The sequence below is a fragment of the Halomicrobium sp. HArcht3-1 genome (assembly GCF_058933345.1).
Genome location: NZ_JBZYDM010000001.1, coordinates 443,010 through 468,819, shown reverse-complemented (window position 1 = coordinate 468,819; position 25,810 = coordinate 443,010). Strand labels below are relative to the sequence as shown.

27 protein-coding genes and 2 pseudogenes are annotated in these 25,810 nt (G+C 63.8%); 14 read left to right on the top strand and 15 right to left on the bottom strand.

The window, feature by feature from the left end:
* Window positions 1-30 precede the first annotated feature (30 nt).
* Complete coding sequence (locus AC5FRW_RS02490) at window positions 31-828, top strand: helix-turn-helix transcriptional regulator (RefSeq protein WP_493566839.1); 798 nt, start codon at window positions 31-33, stop codon at window positions 826-828.
* A 127-nt stretch (window positions 829-955) separates the two neighbouring features.
* Here the strand turns inward: AC5FRW_RS02490 and AC5FRW_RS02485 are convergent.
* The 9 genes and pseudogenes from AC5FRW_RS02485 to AC5FRW_RS02445 form a co-directional block, all read right to left on the bottom strand.
* A pseudogene (locus AC5FRW_RS02485) lies at window positions 956-1,075 on the bottom strand (carbohydrate-binding protein); the annotation flags it as partial.
* A gap of 168 nt (window positions 1,076-1,243) precedes the next feature.
* A pseudogene (locus AC5FRW_RS02480) lies at window positions 1,244-1,570 on the bottom strand (hypothetical protein); the annotation flags it as partial.
* Between the two features lie 985 nt (window positions 1,571-2,555).
* Window positions 2,556-4,115 carry a hypothetical protein gene (locus tag AC5FRW_RS02475; RefSeq protein WP_493566838.1) on the bottom strand — a complete coding sequence of 520 codons (1,560 nt, stop codon included), beginning with the start codon at window positions 4,113-4,115 and terminating at the stop codon, window positions 2,556-2,558.
* 225 nt (window positions 4,116-4,340) lie between these two features.
* Complete coding sequence (locus AC5FRW_RS02470) at window positions 4,341-7,031, bottom strand: valine--tRNA ligase (RefSeq protein WP_493566837.1); 2,691 nt, start codon at window positions 7,029-7,031, stop codon at window positions 4,341-4,343.
* A 174-nt stretch (window positions 7,032-7,205) separates the two neighbouring features.
* The gene (locus AC5FRW_RS02465; RefSeq protein WP_493566836.1) at window positions 7,206-7,547 is read right to left on the bottom strand and encodes a 2Fe-2S iron-sulfur cluster-binding protein; all 342 of its coding nucleotides are present in this window, start codon (window positions 7,545-7,547) and stop codon (window positions 7,206-7,208) included.
* A gap of 33 nt (window positions 7,548-7,580) precedes the next feature.
* Window positions 7,581-8,489, bottom strand: coding sequence for an HFX_2341 family transcriptional regulator (locus tag AC5FRW_RS02460; protein WP_493566835.1), 909 nt, complete (start codon window positions 8,487-8,489; stop codon window positions 7,581-7,583).
* Between the two features lie 73 nt (window positions 8,490-8,562).
* The gene (locus tag AC5FRW_RS02455) at window positions 8,563-8,976 is read right to left on the bottom strand and encodes a YgaP family membrane protein (protein WP_493566834.1); all 414 of its coding nucleotides are present in this window, start codon (window positions 8,974-8,976) and stop codon (window positions 8,563-8,565) included.
* Between the two features lie 46 nt (window positions 8,977-9,022).
* Window positions 9,023-10,597, bottom strand: coding sequence for a sodium:solute symporter family protein (locus tag AC5FRW_RS02450; RefSeq protein ID WP_493566833.1), 1,575 nt, complete (start codon window positions 10,595-10,597; stop codon window positions 9,023-9,025).
* Complete coding sequence (locus tag AC5FRW_RS02445) at window positions 10,590-10,871, bottom strand: DUF3311 domain-containing protein (protein WP_493566832.1); 282 nt, start codon at window positions 10,869-10,871, stop codon at window positions 10,590-10,592. Before AC5FRW_RS02445 ends, AC5FRW_RS02450 begins: the two co-directional genes overlap by 8 nt.
* Window positions 10,872-11,059: 188 nt before the next feature.
* Between AC5FRW_RS02445 and AC5FRW_RS02440 the strand changes: the two genes are divergently transcribed.
* Window positions 11,060-11,794, top strand: coding sequence for a sugar phosphate isomerase/epimerase family protein (locus tag AC5FRW_RS02440; RefSeq protein WP_493566831.1), 735 nt, complete (start codon window positions 11,060-11,062; stop codon window positions 11,792-11,794).
* Between the two features lie 124 nt (window positions 11,795-11,918).
* A complete protein-coding gene (gene dnaG / locus AC5FRW_RS02435; protein ID WP_493566830.1) occupies window positions 11,919-13,253 on the top strand; it encodes a DNA primase DnaG in 1,335 nt (444 codons plus the stop codon).
* Between the two features lie 3 nt (window positions 13,254-13,256).
* Here the strand turns inward: dnaG and AC5FRW_RS02430 are convergent, their stop codons facing one another.
* Together AC5FRW_RS02430 and AC5FRW_RS02425 are read right to left on the bottom strand one after the other, a co-directional pair.
* Window positions 13,257-13,685, bottom strand: a complete 429-nt coding sequence (locus AC5FRW_RS02430; protein ID WP_493566829.1) for a GNAT family N-acetyltransferase — start codon at window positions 13,683-13,685, stop codon at window positions 13,257-13,259.
* On the bottom strand, window positions 13,682-15,031 hold the full coding sequence (locus tag AC5FRW_RS02425; RefSeq protein ID WP_493566828.1) for a DUF92 domain-containing protein: 1,350 nt from the start codon (window positions 15,029-15,031) through the stop codon (window positions 13,682-13,684). The genes AC5FRW_RS02430 and AC5FRW_RS02425 overlap by 4 nt, the downstream gene beginning before the upstream one ends.
* A 107-nt stretch (window positions 15,032-15,138) precedes the next feature.
* On the opposite strand from AC5FRW_RS02425, the gene AC5FRW_RS02420 reads away from it, so the two are divergent.
* Window positions 15,139-15,747, top strand: a complete 609-nt coding sequence (locus AC5FRW_RS02420) for an undecaprenyl diphosphate synthase family protein (RefSeq protein ID WP_493566827.1) — start codon at window positions 15,139-15,141, stop codon at window positions 15,745-15,747.
* 470 nt (window positions 15,748-16,217) lie between these two features.
* On the top strand, window positions 16,218-16,466 hold the full coding sequence (locus AC5FRW_RS02415) for a DUF4242 domain-containing protein (RefSeq protein WP_493566826.1): 249 nt from the start codon (window positions 16,218-16,220) through the stop codon (window positions 16,464-16,466).
* Between the two features lie 317 nt (window positions 16,467-16,783).
* Here AC5FRW_RS02415 and uppS read toward each other — a convergent pair whose 3' ends face one another.
* The gene (gene uppS, locus AC5FRW_RS02410) at window positions 16,784-17,698 is read right to left on the bottom strand and encodes a polyprenyl diphosphate synthase (RefSeq protein WP_493566825.1); all 915 of its coding nucleotides are present in this window, start codon (window positions 17,696-17,698) and stop codon (window positions 16,784-16,786) included.
* A gap of 171 nt (window positions 17,699-17,869) precedes the next feature.
* Between uppS and AC5FRW_RS02405 the strand changes: the two genes are divergently transcribed.
* From AC5FRW_RS02405 to AC5FRW_RS02395, 3 genes are all read left to right on the top strand, one after another.
* Window positions 17,870-18,064, top strand: a complete 195-nt coding sequence (locus AC5FRW_RS02405; protein WP_493566824.1) for a cold-shock protein — start codon at window positions 17,870-17,872, stop codon at window positions 18,062-18,064.
* Window positions 18,065-18,069: 5 nt separating this feature from the next.
* The gene (locus tag AC5FRW_RS02400) at window positions 18,070-18,264 is read left to right on the top strand and encodes a cold-shock protein (protein WP_493566823.1); all 195 of its coding nucleotides are present in this window, start codon (window positions 18,070-18,072) and stop codon (window positions 18,262-18,264) included.
* A 138-nt stretch (window positions 18,265-18,402) separates the two neighbouring features.
* Window positions 18,403-18,813, top strand: a complete 411-nt coding sequence (locus AC5FRW_RS02395) for a DUF5778 family protein (RefSeq protein ID WP_493566822.1) — start codon at window positions 18,403-18,405, stop codon at window positions 18,811-18,813.
* A gap of 27 nt (window positions 18,814-18,840) precedes the next feature.
* On the opposite strand, the gene AC5FRW_RS02390 is transcribed toward AC5FRW_RS02395, so the two are convergent.
* Both AC5FRW_RS02390 and AC5FRW_RS02385 read right to left on the bottom strand, forming a co-directional pair.
* Complete coding sequence (locus AC5FRW_RS02390; protein ID WP_493566821.1) at window positions 18,841-19,371, bottom strand: DUF1349 domain-containing protein; 531 nt, start codon at window positions 19,369-19,371, stop codon at window positions 18,841-18,843.
* A gap of 380 nt (window positions 19,372-19,751) precedes the next feature.
* Window positions 19,752-20,039 (bottom strand): DUF7577 domain-containing protein, encoded by a 288-nt coding sequence (locus tag AC5FRW_RS02385; protein WP_493566820.1) that lies wholly within the window; start codon window positions 20,037-20,039, stop codon window positions 19,752-19,754.
* 169 nt (window positions 20,040-20,208) lie between these two features.
* Between AC5FRW_RS02385 and AC5FRW_RS02380 the strand changes: the two genes are divergently transcribed.
* The 6 genes from AC5FRW_RS02380 to lwrS all read left to right on the top strand — a co-directional run bounded on the left by AC5FRW_RS02380 (window position 20,209) and on the right by lwrS (window position 24,943).
* Window positions 20,209-20,745 carry a hypothetical protein gene (locus AC5FRW_RS02380; RefSeq protein ID WP_493566819.1) on the top strand — a complete coding sequence of 179 codons (537 nt, stop codon included), beginning with the start codon at window positions 20,209-20,211 and terminating at the stop codon, window positions 20,743-20,745.
* Between the two features lie 54 nt (window positions 20,746-20,799).
* Complete coding sequence (ahbB, locus tag AC5FRW_RS02375; protein ID WP_493566818.1) at window positions 20,800-21,876, top strand: siroheme decarboxylase subunit beta; 1,077 nt, start codon at window positions 20,800-20,802, stop codon at window positions 21,874-21,876.
* Window positions 21,877-22,524, top strand: coding sequence for a precorrin-2 dehydrogenase/sirohydrochlorin ferrochelatase family protein (locus AC5FRW_RS02370; protein ID WP_493566817.1), 648 nt, complete (start codon window positions 21,877-21,879; stop codon window positions 22,522-22,524).
* The gene (hemA, locus tag AC5FRW_RS02365; protein WP_493566816.1) at window positions 22,521-23,864 is read left to right on the top strand and encodes a glutamyl-tRNA reductase; all 1,344 of its coding nucleotides are present in this window, start codon (window positions 22,521-22,523) and stop codon (window positions 23,862-23,864) included. The genes AC5FRW_RS02370 and hemA overlap by 4 nt, the downstream gene beginning before the upstream one ends.
* Before the next feature lie 385 nt (window positions 23,865-24,249).
* Window positions 24,250-24,528: a 4a-hydroxytetrahydrobiopterin dehydratase gene (locus AC5FRW_RS02360; RefSeq protein ID WP_493566815.1), complete on the top strand. Its 279-nt coding sequence runs from the start codon at window positions 24,250-24,252 to the stop codon at window positions 24,526-24,528.
* A 1-nt stretch (window position 24,529) separates the two neighbouring features.
* Window positions 24,530-24,943, top strand: a complete 414-nt coding sequence (gene lwrS, locus AC5FRW_RS02355) for an LWR-salt protein (RefSeq protein WP_493566814.1) — start codon at window positions 24,530-24,532, stop codon at window positions 24,941-24,943.
* Between the two features lie 188 nt (window positions 24,944-25,131).
* On the opposite strand, the gene AC5FRW_RS02350 is transcribed toward lwrS, so the two are convergent.
* Window positions 25,132-25,695, bottom strand: coding sequence for a hypothetical protein (locus tag AC5FRW_RS02350; RefSeq protein WP_493566813.1), 564 nt, complete (start codon window positions 25,693-25,695; stop codon window positions 25,132-25,134).
* Window positions 25,696-25,810 lie beyond the last annotated feature (115 nt).

Here is a 25,810-nt window from a genome sequence, read left to right as displayed (position 1 = left end):
CCCTATGCCGCGAGCGTCACGAGTGTGCCCATGGAGGGGCCGCTTTCGGATATCGAGTTTCTCGCGCTCTCACCCAATCGCGTCGAGGTGCTCCGATTGCTCGCCCACCGCCGATACACGCGCCGTGATCTGGCCGACGAGACCGGCGCGTCACAGGCCACGCTGGGTCGCATCCTCGGGGACTTCGAGGAACGGGCGTGGGTCCGAAAAGAGCGCGGGGGCTACGTCGCGACGGCGACGGGCGAACTGGTCGCTGGCGGCTTTACCGATCTGTTGTCGATCCTCGATACCGAGCGCGATCTGCGACCGATCGTCGCGTATCTCCCGACCGACGCGATGACGTTCGACCTGCAACGTCTCGCCGACGCGAGAATCACCACACCGTCCCAGACGCGTCCGAACGCACCCGTCCAGCGTGTCCTCGACCTGCTGGGCGGTGCCGACGATGTCCGGGTCTTCTCACATGCGTTCAACGAACAGAGCCTCACCGTCGTCCAGGAGCGCACTGCCGCGGGCGAACAGTCGTTTCACGGCGTCTTCTCGCGGAGTGCCATCGAAGCACTGGCTGCCGACTCGGCACTGCGCGAGCGACTGCTCGATCTGATCGCGACCGACGGCGTCGAGATCAGACTCTGCGAAGACGAGATCCCACTCGCGGTGACGGTCGCGGACGACGCCGTCCACCTGCTCGTGCGCGACGAGAACGGCATCTTGCAGGCCTCGGTCGACACCGACGACGCCGCGGTCCGCGAGTGGGCCGACGAGACGTTCACAGACTACTGGGCGTCCGCGTCACCGATCGAACCGTCGGATCTCCGGTCTGCGTGAACCGCCTCGATCGGGTGCTCGAAATCCCAAACGGCGGCAAATCTGCTACGAATCGATCGGCGGGTGAAAAATTGTGCTGGCTAATCGAACGACGATCCAGTCGTGCCTGTCTGGCGCTCGGTCAGTTCACCTGATCCCAGGGGCCGTACTCACCGCCGCTGCCCGGTTCGTCACCCTTGGTCCACCAGTTAGCCTCCCAGACCGCGCCGTCGAAGGTCACGCGGTCGCCGCCAGTGTAGGCGACCGACGAGTCCCACTGCGGATAGTCGCTGCCCGGCGTGTCCGTCGGCGTGTCGGTGGGCGTGTCGGTGGGCGTGTCGGTCGGCGTGTCCGTCGGCGTGTCGCCCTCGACCTGCTCCCACGGCCCGTACGCGCCGCCGCTGCCCGGTTCGTCGCCTTTGGTCCACCACTTGGCTTCCCAGACAGCGCCGTCGAAGGTCACGCGGTCACCGCTGGAGTATGCGACCGACGAGTCCCACTGCGGATAGTCGCTGCCCGGCGTGTCCGTCGGCGTATCGCTCGGGGTGTCAGTGGGCGTATCGCTCGGGGTGTCGGTCGGCGTGTCGGTACCGTCGTCGCCGCCACTGCCGTGGAACGCACTGAAGATCTCGGTGAACTGGCCGTTCTCCTCACCGAGTCGCCACGGCGCGATACTGTACAGCCCTTTCTGTTGGGCGATGTCCAGCAATGCGTTGGCCGTCGACTCGGACAGTTCCACGTACCGCGGAACCACGCCGATCATGCCGTAGATCTCGTCCATCGACTTGTTGGAGTAGACGCCCGACAGGAAGTCCGCCGTCGAGTCGACTGCCGACTCGAAGGTCTGCTTGGTCGGGTCCGACCCCAGGTGCATCACCATCAGCTGGACGTAGTCGAGCTCCAGATCGGTCTGTGCGATCTCTTCCATCCACATCTCGCCCGGCGAGTGCGAACCGGGGTTCGAGTTCATCCCCTGCGTGTTCGCCGCGACGGTGTAACCGACCGTCAGGTCCGGCCGTTCGTCCTGCAACTGCGCGAGCGCCTTTGCCCGCATCATGTTGAGGTTGTCCGGTCGACCGGCGTCGTCGGCGTTCTCGTCGTCGATGTCGATGTGTGAGATTCCGAGCGTATCGAGAACCGTCTCGTAGCCCTGCTTGAGTTCCTCGACGCTGTCGGCATCGCGGGCGATGACGCGCCCTTTCCAGCCACCGACCATCAGCCCCACGCTGATCCCGTTGTCCTGCAGTTGCTGGATGTCGTCGAGGTACTTGTCCAGCGGGTCCTGCGAGCACGATCCGGTGTTACACTGAGCGAGCCAGCCAGGATTGACCTCACCGTCGTCAGTGCCATCGCCCGCGGGACCGAACACGACGTGTTCCACGTCCCGTTCGAGCGCCTTGCTCACACCGTCGGTCCACGTGCCGATATACGGCGAGTAGACGCCGGTTTCCGCCGCTGCTGCCGACCCTGTCAGACTGCCCATGCCGACCGCAGTGGCTGCCGCGACCACAGATGATTTGAGTACTGTTCTCCGTGTCGATTTCCCGTATTCTTCGTCCATTTGTGTATCCCCCACAACTCCTTGTGGATAGGTCGCACGAGACACTCCACATTATTAAATGTACCCGAATCTCTCCATTATTGAAACCGCATATCCTGCGTACAAACTGTCACTGTCGTCAACAGTCGCCAGTGTAAGCGTCGCCACGAGGGAGACGCTCACCGGTACATCGCTACAACCGTCCGTCTCAGTTCGACGCGACACTCCCGCTACTGGGCGTACCGGTGACGGTCACGCCGGACGGACTGTAGACGAGCGTATCGTCGCCGTCAACGACGCTCAGGCCGCCGACCGCGAGCGTCGCACTCGCAGTGTCGAAGTCCACCTCGGCGCTCCCCCAGCCGGTCGTGATCTGTACGTCGGCGTTCGTGAGCGTCACGTCACCGCCCGCGACCAGCGTGATGCCGGGGTTGTTCTCGAAACTGGTGGCGGTCGCATCGATCGTCGTCCCGGCGGTCACGACGATGTCGCCGTAGCGTGCGGTCAGACTGGTGGCGCTCACGTCGACGGCTCCCGAATCGGCAGTGAGCGTGATGTCGCCGCTGGTCTCGACGAGTGCATCGCTTGCATCTATGTCGCCCGATTCGGCGGTCAGTTCGATCTCGGTGTTCGCCCGGAACGTCGCGCCGTCCGCGAGGATCGACGGTGCCGTGACTGAAATCCTGTTGCTGTCACTGTCTACGGTCGCCCCTTCGAGGTTCGCCGGCCCGGAGTCGGACTCGATCGTGATCGCGTTGTTCGACGTGAACGTCGCATCGTCGGCGACCACCGTGGCACCGGTGAGCGTGATCTCGTTGGTCCCGCTGTCGAAGGTGCTTCGGCTGACCCGAACCGCTGCGGTGCTGGCTTCGAGCGTGATCTCGTTGTTCGACGTGAACGACGCGTCTTCGGCGACGATGGCATCACCCTCGACCGTGATCTCGTTGGTGCGACTGTCGAGGAGCGAGCCGCTGATCTCGACCGTGCCCGAGTCGGCCACAAGCGAAATGGCGTTGTTGGATTCGATCGTCGAGGACTGTGCGGTGATCGACTCGCCCTCGACGGTGACCGCTCCGGTCTGTGAGTCGAGGGTTGCGCCGTCGAGCGTGACGGTGCCGCCGGTGGCTTCGAGCGTGAGGTCATTGTCGGCGTCGAACGTCGTGTCCCGCACCGTGATCGTCTTGGCCGTGATCGACGCGCCGGTGGTGTGGAACTCGATCACGCCCCCACCGGTGACGACGAGGTCGACGCTCTCGTTGTCGAAGTCCGCCAACTGGGTGGCGGTGTAGACCGTCTCGCCGAGGTCGTACTGCCCGTCACCGTCGCGGTCGTCGAACGCCGTCCCGTTCCCGGGTGGACCGCCGGTCGGACAGTCGTAGGCCACGTCGACCGCGAGGATGGCGTTCTGGACCGACACGTTCTGACTGGTCGCCGTCGAGACCGTCACTTGCAACTGTGCGGTGCCACTCGCCCCACTGGCCGACGTACAGGACACCGACAACGCGCGTCCGCCGCCGGCCGCGATGGTCTCGCTCCCACCGCTCGTCTCGGCCGTGAGTGTACTGGTATCGACCGAGAGGCTGTACGTCGTCGTCATCGGTGCGTCGACGTTGTTCCGCAACGTCGCGACGACCGTCCCATCGGTGTCGTCGACCGTCGCGCCCGTCGTTTCGAGTGCGATCAGCGCCGATCCGTCGTCGGCAGTCGCGACCGAAAGCCCACGGTCGGCCGTGAGCGTTGCGAATCCAAGGGTCGGGGACAGACCCACGACTACTCCGACCGCTGCCAACACGACACCCACGTATCTGATTCGCTGTCTCACGGTTCACCCTGACAGGCACTCCACAATCAAAAGGGGTCGGCCGTCGACGACTCCGATTCGGAGGCATTCGGCGCTCTACCACAACGCCTGTGTCTACTCTCTCTCGGTCAAGCTGGTGAATAAGCCTTGTGTCGAGGAGAGATAACGACAGTCTCGCGAGCGTGGTGGCCGTCAGCCGACGATGACGACCGCGTGCTCGGTCTCGATCATCTCGCCGTCACCCGAGTAGGTTCGGGCTTCCTCGACCTCGAACATCTCCGCGTCGAGCGTAAGATCGGCGACGTGGAGCTTCCCGTCCTCGATCTCGTAGTCGCCCTGTGCGATACCGGCCTCGATGTCGCCGACCTGATTGCCGTACTCCGGGCCGACGACCGAGTAGTCGAGATCGATGTCGCTGATCTCGGTCGTGATCTCGGGCGCGTCGGCGAGCAGTTCGAGGTCCGCGACGTGCATCGCTTCGGCGACGGCGTCGGCCAGCCCTTCGACATGGCCGTACACCTGGACCCTGTCGAGGTCGGCGTTCAGCGGCAGGCCGTTCTCGGTCTTGTACGTTCGTAGCGCCGAGATGACCTCCATGGCCGTCTCGCCGGCTTCCAGATCGGCCTCGAAGCCACCTTCGGTCGGCCAGTCGGTCGTGTGGATCGACGATCCACTTTCGTACATGGTGTCCCACAGCTCCTCCGTGATGTGGGGGAGGAACGGCGCGAACAGCTTCAGGAACGTGCGGTGGGCGTAGGTCAGTGCGAACTCCGTCGAGGCGTTCTCGCCGCCGGACAGTCGCTGTTTCGCGATCTCCAGATAGTCGTCACAGAACGTCGACCAGAAGAACGACCGGAGTTCGTTCCGGGCCTTCGAGAACTCGTAGGCCTCGAAGCGCTCGGTGATCGAGGCCACGGTCGCGTCCAGTTCCGCGAGGAACCACTCGTCGATGGGCGCGAGGTCGTCGGCCGCGGCTTCGTCGACTGCGGCCGGGTCGGGAGTGAGCTGATCGACCAGCCGAGAGGCGTTCCAGAGCTTCTGGAGCAGGCGCTCGCCGGCTTCGAGGTCGCCTTCCTTGTACGGGAAGTCGTCACCGATGGAGGTTCCGGCGGCCCAGTAGCGGGTGGCGTCGACGGGGAACTCTTCGAGGACCTCCGAGGGCGGGATGACGTTGCCCTTGGACTTGGACATCGCCTCGCGGTTCTCGTCCAGGACCATGCCGTTGATCATGACGTTGTCGAAGGGGACCTCGCCGGTGTGCTCGTAGCACTTGACGACGGTGTGGAACAGCCAAAAGGAGATGATGTCGTGGCCCTGCGGGCGCAGGTCGAAGGAGTAGAGTTCGGGGTTGTCCATCTCGAACTCCTCGGTTTCGGCGTTGTAATCCCAGCCTGCATTGACGAGTGGGGTCAGCGACGAGGTCGCCCACGTGTCGAACACGTCCTGCTCGGGGCGCAGGTCGTCGTGGCCGCACTCGGGGCAGGCGTCGACCGGCGGGTCGTCCGACAGGGGATCGACCGGCAGGTCTGCCTTGTTCGCGAAGATCGGTTCGCCACAGTCCTCACAGTACCAGACGGGGATCGGAATACCCGAGTCACGCTGGCGGGAGATACACCAGTCCCACTCTAAGCCCTCGATCCAGTGCTCGTAGCGGCTGTACATCTTGTCGGGGAACCAGTCCATCTCCCGGCCCGCCTGCAGATACTCGTCGGTCTTGTCGAGCATCTTCACGTACCACTGCTCGGTGACGAGATACTCGACCTCGACGCCACAGCGCTCGTGGACCTGCACCGTGTGGTCGTGGTCTCGCGATTCGAGCAGGGACCCCTCCTCGGCCAGATCCTCGATGATGGCCTCGCGGGCCTCGACCGTACTCATGCCCTCGTAGTCGCCGGCGACCTCGGTCATGGTCGCGGACTCGTCGATTGCGAGACGCAGCGGCAGGTCGTGGGCCTGGTACCACTCGATGTCGTTCTGGTCGCCGAAGGTACAGCACATGACGATCCCGCTGCCGGTCTCCATGTCGACGCGCTCGTCGGCGATGATCGGGACTTCCTGCTCGAAGAGGGGAACGCGCGCGGTGCCGCCGACGAGGTGCTCGTTGTCCTCGTCGTCGGGATGGACGAACACCGAGACGCAGGCGGGCAGCAGTTCGGGGCGGGTCGTCGAGATAGTGAACGTCTCGTCGTCGACCGGGCCGTCGGCGTCTTCCACCAGATCGAACGCGATGTCGTTGAATTTGGTGTGTTTGTCCTCGTCTTCCTGCTCGACCTGTGAGATAGCGGTCTCGCAGTCGGGACACCAGATCGTCGGCGCGCGCTGACGATACTCCCGGCCCTGCTCGTAGAGGTCGATAAAGGAGAGCTGTGAGATGCGCTGGACGCGTGGTTCGATCGTCTTGTACGTATTCGACCAGTCGACGGAGATCGCCAGCGACTGCACGTCCTCCGTGAATTCGGCCTCGTAGTCCTGACAGACATCGCGGCATTTCTCCTGGAAGACTCGGCGCTCGAAGTCCTGATGGCGAATGTCCAGTTCGCGCTCGGTCAGGCGCTCGCTGGCGATGCCGTTGTCGTCGTAGCCGAAGGGGAAGTACACCGTGTCGTCGGCCATTCGGTGGTAGCGGGCCACGAAGTCCTGGAGCGTAAACTGATAGAGATGGCCCATGTGGAGATTGCCCGAGACGGTCGGCGGGGGCGTGTCGATGCTGTAGCGGGTGTCCGGGTCGACGGTCTCGTCGGGTGCCGGCGCGTCGTAGGCGTAGGTCTCTGCTTCGACCCAGTGGTCTTGCCACCGTGGTTCGACGGTGTCGGGATCGTACTCGCCGTCGATCCCCTGCTGGTCTGCTGGCGATTCGTCGGTTGCGTCCTGTGTGTCACTCATAGATTCTGTCGGCGTGTGGCTGCGTCTGCAATGGTCGGAAAGCGGTGCAAGCGTCGAGTGGGTTGTGTTAGTGGGGCAAAGAGGCCCCTACTACTGGTACGAGAACGAGCGAGGTGGATACTCGACGCAGCATCTATCCCGACGTAGTCCAGTGGGGGCCTTACCGACTTCGGTTTACTCGTCGGTCGAGCGGGGAGACCGGTCGACGTGCTGGCCCCAGAACCCCGGATACTTCCGAACAGTCAGGTCACCCTCGACACGCGTCTGACAGGCCAATCGAAGCGACGCGTCGCGGTCGTGTGGTGGAAAATCCAGTCGCCAGTGCTCGATCCGGGTCGGGTCACTGACCGGCCCATCGACGGCGACCGCACAGGTCCCACAGGTGCCGTGACCCCGGCAGTTCAGTCGTGTCGCGCCGTCGTTGTGTGGTGTCAGACCCGCATCGAGTAACACGTCCCGAAGGATCGCACCGGTCGCACAGTCGATGGTCTCACCGGCGTATTCGACGGTCGGCATGTGCGTGGCTTGGAGTCGACGCGTCAAAGCAGTCTAGGACAGGTCGTGCTCGCGGTCGGCGTGCGCCCGGACCCACAGTTGCCCGATCCGCGACAGGCGCGTCCGGTAGGACTTCCCGTGTTCCTCCTGTTCGATGTAGCCCTTCCCACCGGGACCGAGCCGGTCGACGTTGTAGATCACTTTCGACCGGAAGCTGTCGGTGTACTCCTCGCCGAGTTCGCGGGCCAGCGCCTGGGCCAGTTCCGAGACCGATTCGAACTCGCCGTGCTCGCCCAGCGTAAAGAGAATCACTTCCTCGAAGGGTTTGACGTTCGAGAAGGAGGCGACGGGCAGTTCGACGACGTGGCTGCCGTTGATCTCCTTGGCTCCGATGGTGGTCCCGCGCTCGTCGAACTCCGCCAGCAGGTCCCGCGCCGAGTCGAGGTGCTGGTCGACGCGCTCGCCCAGTTCGCCGGTCACTTCCTCGCGCAGGTCCTCCAGCAGGTCGTTGTGCTGGCGCAGTTCCTCGGCGAGTTCGGTTTCGAGGTACTTCTCGGGAACGGTGTAGTAGGTGTGGATGCGATCCCGGTCACCTTCGCGTTCGACCATGATCGAATGGGACGCCGTCGCGAAGGCAAAGGAGACGGTGCGCGGCATCGCGGAGATGTTGACCCACACCTCGTTGCCCTCGTCGAGTTCGGCGTTGATGAGTGCGAAGGCCTGCTCGAAGGCGGCGTCGTAGTCGTACACGTCCTCGATGACGAACCGTTCGGTGGTCGCGCCCAGCAGATTCTGGTAGTCTTTCTCCAGTTTCTGGGCGAGATTCTGAGAGTACTCGACGTTTGCCTCGCTGCCCACGGCACCTTCGAGCAGAATGACGTGGTCCACGTCCAGTTGCTCGCGCACGAGCGGCGCGATCAGCCGGTCGTAGTCGAACCCGACCGGCACGATGTGTGTCTGCATACAGAGAGGGTGGAGTGGTGTCGATAAAAAAGGCCAGTTTCGGGCGTCCTCCCGCGTTGTCACGCCGGGAACGCTAGGCGCAGTCGTCGTGAACGATCTCGTCGTGCTCGTTCGGGCCGCGGCTCTGGCCCGGAACGATCGGCTCGCCACAGGCCGAACAGACGAGTGCGCGTCCCCGGCTGGCGGTCGACAGTGCGCTGTCTGCCGTCGTCGTCCCGGTCTCGGAGTCCGTCGTCTGGGTCTCAGTGTCGGTGTCCTCGAACTCGACGGTCACCTCGTCGCCGGTGGTGTCGATGCTGAGCGCGTCGTTGACGCCACAGTACTTCGTGGTCGCGTTGAACCCGAAGGCGAGAGCGCCGATTCCGGCAAGCAGACCGCGGAGTCGTTTGCCGTTGCGAAGCGAGCGAATCGCGGCGATCGTGAGGACGACTGCGAGGGCTGCTCTCGCGAGTCGGTCACGGCCGCCGACGTTTTTCTCCAGATCCATACAGGAAGAAAGCACCGTACGCTCTTAGGTGCCACGCTCGCGGCGATCAATCGCCCTCGATGGCCGAGACCGTGTACAGGCTCACGTCTTCGCCCGGCGCGGCGTCGGTCGCGAGCGAGACACCGACCGTCAGCACCAGTCCCAGCAGCATGCCGACGACGCTCGCGGACCAGCCACCGAGGTAGCTGCCGGGTACCATCGGAAGGAAGACGCTCGCGAGGTAGAACAGCTGTGCGCCACCGATGCCGGCGTACATCCCCCAACGGGTCGTCCGCGCCCAGTAGAGTGCGACCAGCACCGGGAGCGCAAGCTGTGCGAACCCGCCGAAGGCGGTGTCGCCGATCTGGACGAGCGTACCGGGGGCATACAGGCTGGCGACGAACGATATCGTCGCGAAGACGACGACGCCGGTGCGTGCGACCAGCGCCTCGCGGTCCTGTTTCGATGCGAGCAGACGACCGAGGGCGATCGCGACGGTGCGGAGCCGCGAGCGAAGGCGTGCCAGCAGCGGTCCCCGTGGCTGGCCGCTGTCGTCGGCGTCGGCAAGGTCAGTCAGGGGTCGGTAGAGGTCCCGCGTGAGATAGGACGCCCCGGAGAGCAGCATCGAGTCGCTGGAGGACATCATCGCGGCCATCGCCCCGGCGACGACGGCGGCGGTGAACCACCCGGCAGTGTACTCGTTCAGGATTGCGGGAACGACGTTGCCGTTCTCGGGGACGGTGACGCCCAGCCCCGCGGCCCACGCGCCCAGCATGAACGCCGGAACGAAGAGGAGGACGACGAGGACGGGCCAGAGCGCGAGGGTCCGCTTGAGGACGCGCTCGGAGCGGGCGACGAAGAACCGTTGATTGATCTGGGGGAACATCGTCACGCCGAAGGCGATAGAGATGGCCGTCGAGATGACGTACTCGTGGGTGTACAGTCCGCCCCCGAGCGCGAGGAACTCGGGGTTGGTCTCGGCCAGTCGCGCGGTCGCGGCCGCCGGCCCGCCGACCGCACTGAGTACCCACGCGACGGCAGCCCAGACCAGCCCGAGCATCAGCAAGCCCTGCAGGGTGTCGGTCCACGCGACGCCGCGCATCCCCGAGACCGCGACGTAGACGATCATGAACAGCGTGATCCCGCCGGCCCCGACCCAGAACGGGACCGCGCCGCCGGTCAGCCCGACGATGGCCTGTCCCGCACCCTTCTGCTGGAGCATCACGTAGGGAAACAGCCAGAAGAGGCTGATCACCGCGACGAGACCACGCAGAACGGGTGATCCGAAGCGATCCCCGAGCATCTCACCCAGCGTGACGTAGCCGTGGTGCTGGCCGACGAGCCACTGCTTGTACCCCAGCACGTACCACAGCACCGCGAAGATGATCCCGTCCATCACGCCCATGACGAGAATCCACTCGGGACCGGCCGAGTAGGTGAGGTTCGGGCCGCCGAAGAAGGTAAACGCCGACAGCAGCGTCGCGAAGGTCGTAAACAGCAGAACGACTGTCCCAAAGGTTCGGCTGGCGAGGTAGTAGTCCTCGGCGGTGCGGTCGGTCAGGCGGTAGGCGACCAGCCCGATGGCCGCCGCGGCGATCATGTAGCCGCCGACGATACCAAGCTGGATCGCGATTTCAGTCATCCGTCCGCCCCTCCGCCGGGTCGTCCGCGGGCACGTCGCCGATCACTGCGCCGGTCTCGATACCGACGCCCCAGCCGTAGCGGGCAAAGGCCAGAAAGCAAAGCGAGGCCAGACAGAGCCAGCCGATGTGCCACCAGAGCCACAGCGGCAGGCCGGCGACGACGGTACTGTCCCGCCAGAGGAACCACGGGATGGACGCGGCCACCAACACGGCGGCAGCGACCGCCCACCCGACACCTGCGAGGCGACCGGGTCGTTTCGATCGTGTCGTCATCGTTGTCCAGTGTTACGACTCCCGAAGTATATGTGTGACTCCGCTTCAAAACCACAGACTGAAGAAAAATACCGTTCATACGACCGGAGACACGCGTGAATGGCCCAGCAGAGTGTCAGCGAAAGATACGTCGAGAAGAGCCGACACGCGGGCGCAACTATTTGAACGACGGTCACAAAGGCCGCGCCATGCAGACGGCAATTCAGCTGTACTCGGTCCGAGAGATCGACGAGTCGATCACCGAGATCATCAAGCGAGTCGGCGAGACCCCGTTCGACGGCGTCGAGTTCGCCTATCGAGTCAACGAGGAACCCGCGCCAGACGTACGAGCAGCCCTCGACGAGGCGGGACTGGTCGCCGCGTCGGCCCACGTCGGTATCGATGCACTCGAAGACGACCTCGACAGCGTGATCGAGGCGGCGGAGACGCTCGGCTACGACGACATCGTCGTCCCGTGGCTGGACCCGGAACACTTCGAGAGCGTCGCGGCAGTCGAAGCGACCGCATCCCGGCTCTCGGAACTGGCCGAAGCAGTCGCCGAACACGGGCTACAACTGCACTACCACAACCACGACCAGGAGTTCGTCGAGACCGACGCGGGCATCGCCTTCGACGTGCTCGCAGAGCGGGCCAGCGACGACCTCATGTTCGAAGTCGACGCTGGCTGGGCGCTGTACGGCGGCGTCGACCCGGTCGAACTCCTCACCGAGTACGCCGACCGCATCTCGCACGTCCACTTCAAGGACGTCCATCTCGACAGTGACGACGTGCCCGCGCTTGGCGACGGTGATCTGGACATCCCGGCGGTCGCCGAGGCTGCCCACGACATCGACGCCGAGTGGGCGGTCTACGAGAACGACGAACCCGCAGACCCGATCGAAGCGCTCTCCCACGGTGGGGCGGTGCTCGACCGGACGGTCTGATACACAGCCGACAGGACGAGCGGGCCCGGTCCAACACTCGCCCCGGTCGGCAAGTATTTGAGTCGGCCAACCCAACCTGTTTCTGACACGAACACGGGGCGAACCCCCGTCACTGGGACCCAGAATGCAGGACTCTACTAAGTATCTCATCCACGCGGACTTTACGGCCAGAGGTGTCGTCGAGCGCAACGACGTGGTCGGCGCGGTGTTCGGCCAGACCGAGGGATTGCTCGGCGACGAACTCGATCTCAGGGAGCTACAGGAAGGGTCGAAAGTCGGACGGATCGACGTCGACGTGACTTCCGAAAGCGGACAGTCCTACGGCGAGATTACCATCGCCAGCGGCCTGGACCGCGTCGAAACGGCCATCCTCGCAGCGTCGCTGGAGACGATCGAACGGGTCGGTCCCTGCCGGGCCAGCGTCACCGTTACCGAACTCGAAGACGTTCGCAGCGCCAAGCGCCGCGAGGTCGTCGACCGGGCGACCGAACTGCTTGCCGACTTCGAAGCCGAGGCGATCACCTCCCACGACATCGTCGAGGAGGTGCGACAGCGCCTGCGCGTCGAGGACATCACCGAGTACGAGGGACTGCCCGCCGGCCCGCGCGTCGCCGACAGCGACGCCATCATCGTCGTCGAAGGGCGCGCCGACGTGCTCCAGTTGCTCCAGTATGGTATCAAGAACGCCGTCGCCGTCGAGGGGACCGACGTACCCGACGCGGTCGCGGACCTGAGCACGGAGCGGACGGTGACGGCCTTCCTCGATGGCGACCGCGGCGGCGAACTCATTCTGAAAGAACTCGCGCAGGTCGGTGCCGTCGACTACGTCGCCTTCGCGCCTGACGGATCGAGCGTCGAGGACCTCGGACGCTCGCAACTGCTGGCTGCGCTCCGTGACAAGGTGGCCTACGAAGCAGTCGAGGAAGTCGGACCGGGCACGGGAGAGAGCCCGGCGGACGAACCGGCCCAGCGGGCGCTTGCCTCCGGCGGGACGGCCGTCGAGACAGCGGCATCGACACCGCCGGACGACGACACCACCAGTACAACGACAGTCTCGGACACGGACACCGGTGAATCGGTCGAGACGGCCGGCGAGTCCGACGCGACTGTCGATCCCGAAACGGCCGACGACGCGGGCGCGTCCACCGCGAGCGACGACGCGGACGCTCCCGCGACCGTCGCCGCCCACGCACAGGACGTCATCACCGGCAACACCGGGACCGTTCGCTTGCTCGACGCCGATGCGACGATCCTGACCGAGGGACCAAGCGACGCGGCGTTTGACCTCGTGTCCGACGCCGACCCCGTCCCGGTGGCGCTCGTCCTCGACGGGGCGCTCTCCCAGCGCCTCCTCGACGTGGCCGCCCAGCGTGGCGTGCGCGAGGTGATCGCCGAGCAAACAGGCGAGTTCGTCAAACAGCCGACGGCGGTCCGCGTGCGGACGATCGATCAGTTGTAGCGATCACTCCTCCGGGGACAGTTCCCGCTCGAAGAGTAGTCCGTCGCCGTCGTCGTAGTGGTCCGGTATCTCCTCGACGATCGAAAAGCCGAGGCTGTGATAGAAGGCGTGGACGCGCTCGTCGTCGGCCCGTGCAGTGAGTCTGACGGTCGCGATGCCCTCGTCCCGGAGCCGTTCGAGCAGCGCCTGCATCAGCGCCGTCCCCTTACCCTGCCCCTGCTGTGCCGGTGCGACAGCGAACTCCGCGACGTAGCCGACCGAGCCATCCGGCACGACCAGCGCGTAGCCGATCGGCTCGTCGGTTTCGAGGACGAGTACGAGCGACGGCTCACCTAACGAGAGTTCCAGCAGTTCGGGCCACGGGTCCGACAGTGTCGCCGCCTGAATCCGGCGCAGTCGGGGCCAGTCCTCGGGTCGGCCCTCGCGGATCATAGCAGGACGAGACCGGCGAGACCGCCACCGACCAGCGCCGCGACGAGTGTCGCGAGCAGATTGATCGTCTGATTGCCGATGGTCTCGCCCTCGATGGTCGCCCCGAGGACGCTGTCGGCGAGCATCCCGGCGAAGCCCGCTCCGAGGATCAACAGCGTCCCGGCCACGTCGACCGCAGGGAACAGGCCTCCGGCGATGCCGGCGATCAGCCCCGAGCCGACCAGCCCGGCGACCGCGCCCTGCCAGGTGACGCCGCCGTCGGTCCCCGGTTCGACGCGCTCGAACGTCGTGATCAGACGCGGATTGTCGTAGAGACCGCCGAACTCACTGGAGAAGGTGTCGCTCATCGCGGCGGCGACGGCGCCGGCGAAGACGTACAGCAAGACCATCGGGTCGATCACGGACTGGTTCTGCATGGCGGCCCAGCCCAGAACCGCGATCAGCGCGACGATGGAGTTCGCGAGGACGTTCCCGCTCCCGCGTGCGCCGTCGTTTGCCTCCGCGATCCCGCGGTCCTGTTTCTCCTCGTACCGGAACTTCGCCGACAGTCCGCCGAGTCCGAAGAAGGTGATCAGCATGGCGAACCACCGGAAATCACCAAGCACGATGGTCAGGAGACCGAGAAAGACGCCGGTGAGCATCCCCGGCAGCGAGGCCGTTTCGAGAGCGTAGGAGACGTAGCCCAGGACGACTGTCACCGCGAGTGCGAGCGCGATGCGAGTCGCCGTCACGTCCTGCAGGGGCAGGTCAGAGAAGAGCCACAGCACGAGTCCGATCGACAGCAGGACCAGCGGATCGTCGCGCTCGAACAGCACGGCCCGAAGCAAGGCCCCGAGCAACGCACCGCTGATGGCGTAGAACGCGAGGAGCGCGACGAAATCGCCCGTCATCGGCGTCCCGACGACCATCGCGGTGATAGCGCTCCCGGCCGTCGCACCGAGGAAGCCCCCGGTCACGAAGCCAGCGGTCACGAGCGCACGGTCGGTGCTGACGCGCTCGACGAGGCGTGCCCCGAGGTTCCCGTACGCGAGGATAAACACGCTGGCGGCGAACACCGGGATCGGTAACCCGAACTGGACCGCAAGCAGTGCCAGCCCCGCGATCGCGAGTGCGAACCCAGCAAGCCCGTACAGCGTGTTTTCGTCGCGATCACCCGGTCTGGCGAACAACTCGAACAGCGGCCCGCTGTCGACGACCGTCAATGCGAGTGTCGCCACGGCGATGAAGGGTGCGATGGCCGCGACGGTCGCGAGCCAGAGCGGCTGGAGACCGTCGGCGACGGGCACGACGAGCGCCAGCGTCCCGACCAGCGCGAACCCCACAGCCCGCCGGACAGGTGATGTCACGTCACGCCCGTTCCGTGGAGAGGCACTTACCCTTTCCGAACTTGCTGACCACGAGGGCAGGCCGTCGAGACGACAGAATTAGGCCGATCGGCGCTGTACGACCCGACGTGACGGTGTACGACCGCTATCTCGCCGCCCGCCTCCAGTTGAGCGACGCCACCCTCCCGGAAACGGTCGCGCTGGTCATCACGGAACAGGACCTGCTCGTCGAAGGTGCCTACGAGACGCTCGAACGGTTCCTCGATCTGGCCGTCCAGTTCGGGGCCGAGCGGATCGTCGTCTACGTCAGCGTCCTCGACGAGGGGGTCGTCCCGACGATCGAAACCGAACTCACGACGCTCCGAGCACCCCGCAAAGTCGCCGTTCGGGCCCCCGACGACGACGAACCGACCGACGCACCGATCGGCATCTCGATCGGTCTCGGCGGCAAACACGAGTTCGCCATCGCCGTCCAGTCGATCGCTCAGTCGGTCGACGACGGCGACCTCGATCCCGACGATATCGACGAGTCCGTCGTCGAGGAGCAACTCGTCTTCCCGACGGCTCCCGACCTCGTCATCAAGACCGGTGCCGAACGGCTCTCCGATTTCATGATCTGGCAGTCGGTGTACTCCGAACTGTACTTCACGGACGTGAACTGGCAGAACTTCGCCAAACGGGACTATCTCCGGGCGTTGCGGGACTATCAGGAACGCCAGCGGCGGTTTGGTCGGTAGACCAAACGCCGAAACGGGAGTGGAGCGAGCGTTTCGGAAATTCGGCCGATAGGCCGAATTACGTCACTGCGAGCAGAGCGAGCAGTGAAGGTAGTTCGGACGGTGAGCGAATCGAAGGGGCCAAACACCGAAAGACGAGCCGTGTGAGTTTCTCGGTAGTTCGGCCGGAGTCTGTCAGAGACTGATCCACGCGAGAGTTTGTTCCAAGCAGAGAGGCTTGAACCAGTCGCTCGGTAGGGATGCGTGTTGCTCAGTATCTAATCACTCAGACAGATATTCTGATCGGGGAATGCTTCTGAATAAGGCACACCTATCCAGCGGCTGGATAGTCTGAAGACCGTGTCCACTCGGCACCAACAGCACAGTCTCCGACCGGTCGAGACGGACGTATCGCCTCTCGATATTTTATGTCCTACTCAGAGATGCCCCTCAATAACTAACCCCACGACGCTCCTTCGTTGAGTTGTATCATGCCACTGTTTATGGACGTTCATAGAGATGTCGACGCAAGCGTTGAGGACGTCGTAGAAGCTCACAAGAAAGATATTGAAGCCCAGGAGAAACATGGCGTAAAATATCTGAATTACTGGGTGGACGACGACGAGGGTGCCGTCTTCTGCCTCTTTGAAGGCCCAGATAAAGAAGCGGGAAAGAAGGTTCACGAAGAAGCCCATGGCCTCACCGCAGACGAGATCTTCGAAGTCCAAGAGGGCGGGTGAAGTAGAATATCGGTGTTTCGATCAGCAAGATTCGTCGGCTGTACCGACTGAACAGTATCCGGGCGACCGAGCGGTCCGAAGGACCCGGCAGGTCGCCCGGTTCACCGTCAGAGCAAGCTCTGACGAGCGGTGCGTTCGCAGGCTCACGCACAACACCGGAATCGCCGTCGGCGATTCCGGCCTTTTTCGCCCACGTTCGCAAGAGCGTCGCTCTTGCGAGCCCATCAGAGATCAAAGATCTCTGAAGACGTTTTTGCGCGAGCGGTTCGAACGCGCTGAAGGCGCGACTCGAACCCGACGCCGAAAAAGGTGGTCGTTCAGTCCGCGAGCGGTTCAACGTCCTCTTCGACGGCCTGTCGTTCCTGTCGGGTGAGCGTGTCCTTGAACCGACCGAGGACGCGCCGGGCCTGCGGGGTTTCGGGACCGAGCGCACGCACGAGCGTCAGCGCCCGTCGGGCGCGGGTCCGACGCCACGATTCGGCCCGGTTCTGGTAGGTTCGGATCGCTCGCAGGAAGTCGATCTTGCGGAACTCGGGCCAGTAGGGCGCACAGAAGTAGACGGCGGCCTCGTTGCCGTTGGCGTGCCACGGCAGGAAGTTCGAGGTGCGCTCGTCGCCGCCGGTCCTGACGATCAGGTCCACGTCGCGGGTCGGTCCCTCGTACAGCCGATCTTCGATGGTCTCGACGTCGACCGAATCCGGGTCGAGGTCGCCCGACTGGACCGAGCGGGCGATGTCCCGCGTGGCACCAAGTAGCTCCGCACGACCGCCGTAGGCCAGTGCGACGTTGAGATGCAACTGATCGTACGTCGCAGTCTTGTCCTCGGCGTAGTCGATGGCGTCGCGAACGCGCTCCGGGAGCATCTCGGTCTCGCCGATGGCGCGAATCTGGACCTCGTTGTTGTGAACACGGTCGGCGTCGGCGAAGGCTCTGAGTTTTCGCTCGACGAGGTCGAAGATGTGTTCGCGTTCTTCGGGCGGGCGGTCGAAGTTCTCGGTCGAGAAAGCATAGAGTGTGACCTCCTCGACAGCGAGCGTCTCACACCAGCGCAGGAGCGCTTCCGTCGTCTCTGCACCTTCACGGTACCCCTCAGTTTTTGCTTCGCCCTGTTTGCGGGCGTACCGGCGATTACCGTCCTGAATGACGGCGACGTGACTGGGTGCGTCGGAGAGTTCGCGCTCAAGGAGTCGTTCGTAAGCCGACTGTGCCAGTGCTCGTGCCCGCCGTAGCATCGTTTCACTGATCAAAGTGGCCCGACATGAGTTTTGTGTTCCGGTTCCCGCTCACCCCGCGGTAAGGCCACCTTGTACCCCGAGTTCGGGGCTTACTACAGTATCAGTTGCCACCGAGAGGTCACAATTACCGGTGGGTTTTAATACCATACTCCCCTCTTGGAAGGTGCAATGGCGACCGGTACGGTTGACTTCTTCAACGACACTGGCGGTTACGGTTTCATCGATACAGACGACGCTGACGAAGACGTGTTCTTCCACATGGAAGACATCGGCGGCCCTGACCTCGAAGAGGGGCAGGAAGTCGAGTTCGATATCGTGCAGGCGGACAAGGGTCCGCGTGCAGAAAACCTCACCCGGCTGTGATCACAATGGCGAAAGGTACTGTAGACTTCTTCAACGACACCGGCGGTTACGGTTTCATCGAAACGGAGGACGCTGACGAGGACGTCTTCTTCCACATGGAAGACGTCGGCGGCCCTGACCTCGAAGAGGGGCAGGAAGTCGAGTTCGATATCGTGCAGGCGGACAAGGGTCCGCGTGCCGAGAATCTGACGCGACTGTAAGCAGAACGTCGCAGTCTCCGATTCGGTACGAGTAGCGGCGGTTGCGACCGCCGCCAGCAACACCGACGAGCAGTCGCAACGCCGGCCGTCGGCCGACGAACCGTGAGTCGTATTAATCCCTGCTAACGAGTATGTCGTATGGACGCCGACTCGCTCGACGAGGACCTCTACCGCCGTACGAAGGCACTGCTCGAACCCGGCGACATCGAACTGAACGGAACGATCATCCACACCGACCTCGACGGTCAGGACGACATCGAGATGATGGAGACGACGCTGGAAGCCGGCAACGTCATCGCCGAGTACGCCGGCCACGACCCCAAAGACACCTACGTCTACTCGGGCAACGACGACAGCGACTTCTCCTCGAATCAGCATCAGGGACTGACCATCGACGACGAGGAGTTCGTCTGGGAGTGCCAGCAGTTGCTCCGCGACGGCAGTTTCGATATCGTGATCTACTACGAGGCCAGCGCCGATCAGGAGGGCATCCTCTCGGAACTGCGCGACCGCGGGTACGACGTGACCGGTGTGCTCGGCTCGGAGTAATCCGGTCGCCTCACTCCAGTCGCCCAGTTACTCGACGCTGAACTGTTCGAACCGTGCTTCGAAGCCGTCGCCCTGCGGTGCTGCACCCATGACGCCGACCTGTAGCGGATTGCTTTCTGTGAGAGTCGCCTGTCGAAACACCGTCCACTCTTCGCCGTCTGTCGAGCAGGACACCTCGACGGTTGCACCAGTGCGCTCGACCCGAATCCAGAGCCACTCGGGTGAATCGTCGAGGGGAACGACCGACCAATCGGAGACCTCACGCGTGACGACTGCACTGGCGTGTTGCTGCCCGTCGAGCAGTTCGACGCCACACTTCAGCCACGTTTCGGCGTCTTCTCGGACCATCAGTCCGGCCTGATCGTACAGCGTGCCGTAGTCGCCGGCAAAGCGGACCGTCGCGGTGAAATCGCCCGACACCTCGCGGTGGTAGAAGGGAACGTCGTCCTGCACGAAGTCGTGTTTCGTGTGTCGCCACGCGTCGGTCTCGCCCGGCACCGACATCGTGATCCGGCCGTTCTCGTCCGTCCAATCACTCGGCTCGTTGTCCCACTGCATTGGCTACGGGGAAGTGATTCTGGGGAATAAATCTTCAGTGCTGATCTAGCTCGCGTGTTTGGATAACGCGTGACGGTCGTAACGACGACATCGAAAGCCCTCGACCGTCTGGACTCCCGCGGCTCGCTGCGCCCTTCGCTCACTGCGTTCGCTCCAGTGCTTACCTCGCCGGGGTTCGTCCAGACGGTCTCGCCCTTTCATCCGCCAGGCTCGTGGATAGATCAGCAAACTACACCCTGGCGGATGAAAGGGCGAGGTGTGGTAGCCCGATCTGTGTCGGCACTATTCGACCGAAGGGAGAATATCTGTCACAGATCGGGCTAGCGCGCCGAGGGCTTTCGGTGTCTTGCAGTTCTCACCAGCCGCTCGGTTTCCCGACACTACGACTCCAGCTTCGTTTGGCAGGTGTGACAGAAGGTGTAGTTCTCGCCGTTGGCTGCGCCACAGTGGGGGCAGGTCTTGGCGGCGTCCTCGTTGGCGGCGAAGTACGCGTCGAGTTGCCCACGGTCGCGTAGCGGACTGGTTTGGCCCTGTCGGTACTCCTCGATCAGGCCGTCCAGAGCGATGTAGTCGAGCGCCCGGAACATGAGGACGAACCACAGCGGGACGCCGACGACGACGAACAGCACGGTGAGCAGTCGTACGGCGAGTTCGGCCGTGGAGATCATCGTTCCGACTACGGCGGCGATGGCAAAAGACCGTTCGGTGAGACAGCACGTTCGATCGGACTGCTGTCGGGGTGGCGGTTATCGCGCTCTCCACACCTGTCAGCAGCTGGAAAACAACAGACACTTTACGGACCGATGCGCGCTTCGAGGCAGTCTGGACGAACAACGGATGGGCTGGAAAACGCACAGTGCGCTCACAGTGCTCGCCGTTCCGGCGGTCGCCCTCTCCTACGCGGTGCTGGTCGTCGTCCAGTTTGCGACGCCAGTCGGCGGGACGAGTGACCTCATGCACGCCATTCTGTTCGGTCTCCCGCTCGTGCTCCTGCTCGGGCGCTGGCGCGGGTCACGAGCCACGCAAATCGGGCTGGCGCCCGTCGCCGCTGGATTCGCTGTCTTCTACATCAGGGGCGTGTTCGCCGTTGGCTTTGGCTGCCGGGGCGGTGGCCCGGACGACCTCGACAGGTACGTACTCCTGTTCGATACGCTCCAGCACACGTACCACCTCGCCGAGGCGACCGGCAGCGTCCCATCGAACGCGAGTCACGCGCTCGCGGTGTGGGGAAACCGGATCTACGCGGGACCGGGCGTTGCACAGGACCGGTACTGGCAGTGTGTCGGGCGGATGAACCTCGTCGGCGTTGTGGTCGGGACCCTTCTGACCGCGGCCGGCATGGGTCACGTTATCGTGGCTGGCCGAGAGCCGTAGCCAACGGGCAGTTCTGCCGCGGGGCTTATACCGGCCCGGACCCGAGCATCGATAATGAGCGAGGATCTGGGACCCGTGGACCGCGCGATCGCCAACGCGTATCAGGGTGGGTTTCCCGTCACCGAGCGGCCCTTCGGACCGGCCGCCGAGGCGCTGCGCGACCGCGGCATCGACGTGAGCGAGACCGAACTGGTCGAGCGCATCGAGCGGATGGACGACGACGGCACGCTCTCCCGGTTCGGTGCGCTGATCAACGCCGAAGCCATCGGCGGGATGGCGACGCTGGTCGCGATGCACGCCCCCGAGGATCGGTTCGACGAGGTCGCCGAGCAGGTCAACGACTTCCGCGAGGTGGCCCACAACTACCGGCGCGAGCACCCACATCTGAACATGTGGTTCGTCCTCTCGGTCGCCGACGAGGATCGAATCCCCGAGGTGCTCGGTGAGATCGAGGACGCGACCGGACAGGAGACGTACAATCTCCCCAAACAGCAGGAGTTCCGCGTCGAGGCGAAGTTCCCCGTCGAAGGCCCCCTCGAAGACGGCAGTATCGACCTCTCGGATCTGGGGCCGGACGTGACGCCGACGGACCGCGAGGGGCTGACGCCCGACGAACTCGATCTAGTGATGGAAATTCAGGGCGGCCTGCCGATCAGTGAGACGCCGTACGCCGATGTGGCCGAGGCAATCGGGAAATCGACAGCGTGGGTCGTCGAGACGATCAAGCGATTCGACGCGGAGGGGAAGGTCCGCCGTGTCGGGGTCGTCCCGAACCACTACGCGCTTGGCTACTCGGAGAACGGCATGACCGTCTGGAACGTCCCGGACGACGTGGTCGAGGATGTCGGGCCTGCTGTGGCGAGTTTCGACTTCGTCACCCACTGCTACGAGCGCCCGCGCCACGACGGCGTCTGGGAGTACAACGTCTTCGCGATGACCCACGGTCGCAGCGAGGATGAGAGCGACCGCCGGGTCGAGCAGGTCCGCGAGCGCATGGCCGAGTACTGGGACGTGGACGAGGGCGACTGGGACACGCTGTTTTCCTCAGAGATCCTGAAGAAGACCGGGATTCGGATGGACGAGCGGGCGGAGGCGAACGTGATCGACGCCGGGGAGGCGACGAACGACTGAATGATCCCGCTGTTGCACGACTTCAGCGGTGCGACCGTCCTCGTCTTCGGCGGCGGGCCGGTGGGCGCGCGCAAAGCCCGCCGGTTCGCCAGCGAAGCCGAGGTCGTCGTCGTCAGTCCCGACTTCGCCGACACCGATTTCGGGGACGCCGAGCGGGTCCGTGAAGCGCCCGACGAGGCGGGCGCACGCGAGTGGATCGACCGGACCAACCCGGCGCTCGTGGTGGCGGCGACCGACGACGCCGACCTGAACGCGGCCGTCGCCGAAGCGGCCCGTGACCACGGCGCGCTGATCAACCGCACGGACATGGCAGGCGAGCGCGACCCCGACAGTGTCGTGGTCCCCGCGACCGTCCGGGACGGCCCGGTCACCCTCGCCGTCGCCACCGGTGGGACGAGTCCAGCGCTGTCGAAGTACCTGCGCGAGCGCTTCGAGGAGGACTACGCCGGCGTCGGTGAACTGGCCGAGGTGACTGCGGAACTGCGCCGGACCCTGAAAAAAGAGGGTGTGCCGCCGAAAAAACGTCGCTCTGCTGTCAGAACAGCCGTCAGATCGAGCCGTGTTTGGAAGGCTTTAGATAGTCCCAGTAGTAAGGTATCCCAAGTAGCGACTGACGTGATCGACGAGCATACTGGTGATCTATCGTGAGAGCAGGGACGGGCGTCATCTCCGGCGTCAGCGTGGCACACGAACACGCGAGCGTCGAGGACCGAGAGGCCGCAGCGGCGGATAGCCAACGGTACGCCGTCGAGACACTGCTGACGGACCCGGTCGTCGACGAAGCCTTCGTTCTCCAGACGTGTAACCGGGTCGAGGGGTACGTCGTCACGGAGAACGGCGAGACGGACGCACTCTCGCTGTTTACCGAGGGCGTTCCAGACGACGCCGTCGTCGAGATGGGTCACGAGGAGAGTCTTCGCCACCTCTTGCGCGTCGCGGCGGGGCTGGAATCGATCGTACTCGGCGAAGACCAGATTCTCGGGCAGGTCCGCCGGGCCTACGAGGACGCCCGTGCCGTCGGCGGCATCGGCACCGTCTTCGAGGACGGCATCACCAAGGCGATCCACGTCGGCGAGCGCGCACGCACGGAGACGGCGATCAACGAAGGCTCGGTCTCGATCGCCTCGGCCGCGGTCGGTCTCGCGACCGACGAGTGTGATCTCGACGGCGAGACCGGACTCGTCGTCGGGGCGGGCGACATGGGAACGCTCGCAGCCAAATCGCTGTCAGACGCCGTGGATCGGCTGGTCATCGCCAACCGGACGATCCCCAACGCCGAGTACGTCGCCGACGAAGTGCCCGTCGAGGCGACCGCCGTCTCGCTGGATGCCATCGATACGATCGTCGACGAGGCCCGCGTCGTCGTCACGGCGACGGGCAGCACCGAGCAGGTGTTCGACACCGGCACGCTCGCGACGGCGGGCGAGACGTTCGTCATCGACATCGCACAGCCACGCGACGTGCCCCCCAGCGCCGACACGCTCCCGGACGTGACCGTCTGTGACATGGACACGCTGGAGTCGCTGACCGACGAGACCCGCGCCCAGCGGCGCGAGGCCGCCGAGGCCGTCGAGGAGATGGTCGACGCCGAGTTCGACCGTCTTCTGAACCAGTACAAGCGAAAGCGCGCCGATCAGGTCATCTCGGCGATGTACGAGAGCGCCGACCACATCAAGGCCAGCGAACTCCAGACTGCCTTCTCCAAACTCGACCTCGACGACGAGCAACAGGCCGTCGTCGAGTCGATGGCCGACGCCATCGTCTCGCAACTGCTCGCGGCACCGACCCAGAGTCTGCGCGACGCCGCACAGGAAGACGACTGGTCGACGATCAACACCGCCCTCCAGCTGTTCGATCCCGACTTCGGACCGGAGGCGACCGCCGGCGGTCCGCCAGCCTTCGCCGAGGGCATGTCCGTCGACGACATCCCCGAAGGGATGCGCGAGGAGATTCCCGCCTCGGTACTCGATCAACTGAGCGACGACTAGCAGTTCTCGCAGTCGTTTTCTGAGTAGCAAACGCTCGCGCCGAGTGGCAGACACCGAAAGCCCTCGGCGCTCTCGCGGTCGCTGAGCGACATATCCTCACTCCGTTCGGATAGTGGGCGCTCAGACGACCACGGAGTACGCGAGAGCGCCTCGCCCTTTCATCCGCCAGGCACGTAGATCGGTGAGCAGTCTCTACCCTGGTGGATGAAAGGGCGAGTCTCGGTCGGGCGGTCTGCGCGGGCCAGTATCCGAGCGAAGCGAGGATATCCCGCGCAGACCGCCCGAGCGTGACGAGGGCTTTCGGTGTGTTGACTGCGGAGTCATCCGTCAGCGATCCCGACCGCTCGGCCCAACAGTTTTGCCCGCTCCCGCCGACTGGTCGAGCATGGCAGACCTGCTTTCCGACGACGAGATCGCGGCACAGCTACCCGACGAGTGGGAGCGCGAGGGCGACGAGATCGTCCGGACCTACGAGTTCGACGCCTACCTCGATGGGTGTGGGTTCGCCGCCGCAGCGGGCGGGCTGGCACAGGAGGCGTTTCACCACCCCGAGATGACGATCGGCTGGCGCGAGGTCGAAGTGCGCCTGACGACCCACGACGCCGGTGGGATCACCGAAAACGACATCGAACTGGCCGAGCGCTTCGACGATATCTACGAGTGAGATGAGCGACGACGCCGGCGGTGGGGAATCGGTCGACGGAGCGGGGACGGCCGAGTACGTGTTCCGGGCGACCGTGCGCCTCGAACCAGACGCGTCGGATCTGCGGGCGGAGCCAGACACCTTCGAGACCGTGCTGTACAAGACGGCCGCCACGCCCGGCGAAGACGGCTGGCTCTTTTTCAGGGACAACTGCTGGCGGGGCGAACTGAACGATCCTGCACACATGCGCCGCGAGACCGAGGACGCCCTTGGCGTCGCCGTCGACGAGATCACGTTTCGCGAACTCCAGACCGACGAGAGGTACCTCGACGCGCTGAAAAGTGCTATCGCGGCCGATCTGGCGGCGTTCAACGCCGATTCGGTCAGTGAAGTGCTCTCGAAGTACCTGGGCAGTTCGATCAGAGTAACTTCCTGATCGGCAGAACCCGGTTCCGCCCGTCGTCCCGGAGTAGCACCCGTCTAAAACTGTGCTACGGATGAGCGCTCTGTTATTATTTTATATCTTGAGACGATCAAGTAATAATATTGATATTTACCTCCTCTGGCTATTGGATATACATATCACGGGTGTCCCAGATGAACTGTCTAATATCGTGGAGCAACTTAATCATATGGACAGGCTGTTTCTTTAGGAACGACATCTTCTGGTAGCTTTGGTGAGCGAAGAAGTAATTCGTATACTCTATCAACCTTATCAGGTGCTGGTGAAGATTCCATTGTTGGCGGCGCCTCTGGTGTCCATGTTTTTTGAATAGTGCCTGTTGACGCTGCGATTGCCCAGCCTTGATATGAAAACGCTATCTGCCAGCCGGCACAAGCAAACTGTCTCGCTGAGCCTCCTGCATTTTTTTCATCGCGCATGATTAGGAACTTGTATAGTTCCCCATCTGGACCATCATACTTGCCAATAATCCCTCCTGAACCTCCAAGTGGCCACCAATCATACTCGGAGGTGTTGAGCAGCTTCCATCCTTGGCCTTCCACCGGAAGAAACGATTTGGGAGATGAAGTCGTTGTTGTTGGTTGTACTACTGTTTCTGTCGTACTCGGCTCAGTTTCCACTTGCTTTGTTGGTGTGCCTTGCTGTGTGTTATTCTCTGTCCCTGAACAGCCACTCATGAACCCGATTCCAGTGCAGAGGCTCAAAAGCAGATCTCTTCGTTTCATACCATATATTCAATCACACGTTGTCAAAATATTTATGACTCAGAACTGTCTAGTTGAGGGATTGAGGGACAAACAGATCATAGCGAGAACTGTTCGTGGAACTCGTAGATCAGCT